The 2,502-nt window shown below is 61.6% G+C and carries 3 protein-coding genes; all 3 read right to left on the bottom strand.

Features of this window, described 5'->3' with window-relative positions; genetic code table 11:
• Window positions 1-1,054, bottom strand: a 1,054-nt coding sequence (locus PFH44_RS26710; protein WP_283826709.1) for an aldehyde dehydrogenase family protein, incomplete at its 3' end; no start/stop codon positions are given.
• 22 nt (window positions 1,055-1,076) lie between these two features.
• Window positions 1,077-1,883, bottom strand: coding sequence for an ABC transporter permease (locus PFH44_RS26705; protein ID WP_283826708.1), 807 nt, complete (start codon window positions 1,881-1,883; stop codon window positions 1,077-1,079).
• Window positions 1,873-2,502, bottom strand: a 630-nt coding sequence (locus PFH44_RS26700) for an ABC transporter permease (RefSeq protein WP_283826707.1), incomplete at its 5' end; no start/stop codon positions are given. The genes PFH44_RS26700 and PFH44_RS26705, both read right to left, overlap by 11 nt.

Below are 2,502 nucleotides of genomic sequence, written 5' to 3'. Positions count from 1 at the left end.
CTTTACCGCCGAGCGCCAGCCGCGCGCCCTGGGCCAGCGCTTTAGCCACCTTCTGCTCGACCCGCTCCAGGGCAGCGGCGTTGATCAGCGGCCCCATGGCGATATCATCCCGCTGCGCCGGGTCGCCAAACTGCACCGCTTTCAGCGCTTCGCCGAGGCGGTTAACGAAGCGATCGTAGATCCCCTTCTGGACGTAAACGCGCTCGACGCAGTTGCATACCTGCCCGCTGTTGATCACCCGCGAATCGACTACCGCCCGAACCGCCAGCTCGAGGTCGGCGTCATCCATAACAATCGCCGGCGCCTTGCCGCCCAGCTCCATATGCGTACGCTTAATCGAGGAAGCCGTATGGCCGATGATGTGCGCACCGGTGGCTATCGACCCGGTCAGCGAGACCATCCGCACCTTAGGATGGCCGGTCAGCGGATCGCCAACGGTTTTGCCCCGGCCAAAGAGCACGTTGAGGACGCCGGCCGGGAAGATGTCTTTTGCCAGCTCGGCCAGCTTGAGCGCAGTTAGCGGCGTAATCTCTGAAGGTTTAATCACCACGCAGTTCCCCGCCGCCAGCGCCGGTGCCAGCTTCCAGGCCGCCATCATCAGCGGATAGTTCCACGGCGCGATGGAGGCCACCACCCCAACCGGATCCCGGCGGATCATCGAGGTATGCCCTTCAAGATACTCACCGGCGGCCATTCCGGGCAGGCAGCGCGCGGCGCCGGCGAAGAAGCGGAACACGTCCGCCACCGCCGGCAGCTCGTCGTTAATCACGCAGTGCAGCGGCTTGCCGCAGTTCAATGACTCCAGTTTGGCGAGGGTTTCCGCATGAGCGGTAATCACGTCCGCCAGCTTGAGCAGGCACTCCGCACGGGTTTTCGGCGTGGTCTGGCTCCAGCCGACAAAGGCAAGATCCGCCGCCTCAACGGCCGCATCCACCTGGGCCGCTGTCGCCTCCGCAATCTCCAGCAGAGCTTCGCCATTAGCAGGATTGAATACCGGCACCAGTTCGCCTTCACCCGCCACTAATTCGCCGTTGATCAAAAGGTTATGTTGCATAGTATGATCCTGTACACGTCAGTTATTTGCCGTTTTCAGCGCTTGTGTCGCCGTCACGGGTTAGCCACCAGGCTCCTAAAATCGGAATGGTCGTCACCAGCATCACCAGCAGCGCGACAACGTTGGTTATCGGCACATCGCGCGGGCGTCCCAGCTGATTCAGCAGCCATAGCGGGAGCGTCCGCTCGTGTCCGGCGGTAAAGGTGGTGACGATAATTTCATCAAACGATAGCGCAAACGCCAGCATTCCTCCGGCCAGCAGCGCCGATCCCAGATTGGGCAACACCACGTAGCGGAAGGTCTGCCAGCTCGTCGCGCCTAAATCCATCGACGCCTCCACCAGGCTCCAGGAGGTCCGGCGAAAGCGGGCGATCGCGTTGTTAAAGACCACCACCACGCAGAAGGTGGCGTGCCCGACAACGATGGTAAATAGACCCGGTTCGAGGTTAACCGCCTTAAACGCCGTCAGCAGCGCCAGGCCGGTAATGATCCCCGGCAGCGCGATGGGCAACAGCAGCAGCAGCGACACCGCGTTCTTACCAAAAAAAGTGCTGCGCCACAGGGCTCCTGCAGCCAGCGTGCCAAGTACCAGCGCGATGGCGGTCGATAGCGCGGCAATTTTCAGTGACAACGTCACCGATTCGATAATATCTCCCCGCCCGGCCGCTTCGCTAAACCAGCGCAGCGTCAGGCCCTGCGGCGGAAAGCTGAAGGCGGCGTCTTCGGTGTTGAAGGCGTACAGGGCGATGATCAGCAGCGGGAAATGGAGGAAGATAACCCCGCCCCAGGTCGCGATTTTCAGGAACAGCGGCGCGCGTTCAGAGTGCATCAAACGCTCCCAGGCGTTTAACAAACGCCAGATAGAGGGCAATCAGGACAATCGGCACGAGGGTAAAGGCCGCCGCCATCGGCATATTGCCAATCGCCCCCTGCTGGGAATAGACCATATTGCCGATAAAAAAGCCCGGCGGCCCCACCAGCTGCGGCACGATAAAATCGCCCAGCGTCAGCGAGAAGGTGAAAATTGACCCGGCGGCGATACCGGGAATGGCCAGCGGCAGTACCACGTGGCGAAAAGTTTGCCGCGGCCGGGCGCCGAGGTCGGCCGACGCCTGCAGCAGCGATGCCGGTATGCGCTCCAGAGCCGCCTGTACCGGCAGGATCATAAACGGCAGCCAGATATAGACGAAGACCAGGAAGCGGCCCAGCCCCGAGGTCGACAGCGTATTGCCACCCACCGCCGGGATCGTCAGCAGCAGATTCAGCGCACCCTCCAGCCCAAGATGGCGAAGAAACCACTGCGCTACGCCATCTTTTGCCAGCAGCAGCGTCCAGGCGTAGGCCTTAACGATGTAGCTGGCCCACATCGGCAGCATCACCGCGATATAGAAAAATGCCTTCATCTTACCGCTGGTGTAGCGCGCCATATACCATGCCATCGGCAGCGC

Source organism: Klebsiella sp. Ech2A (assembly GCF_030078455.1).
GTDB classification, from domain to species: Bacteria; Pseudomonadota; Gammaproteobacteria; order Enterobacterales; family Enterobacteriaceae; genus Klebsiella; species Klebsiella terrigena.
This window is presented reverse-complemented; position numbering and strand designations above follow the sequence as displayed.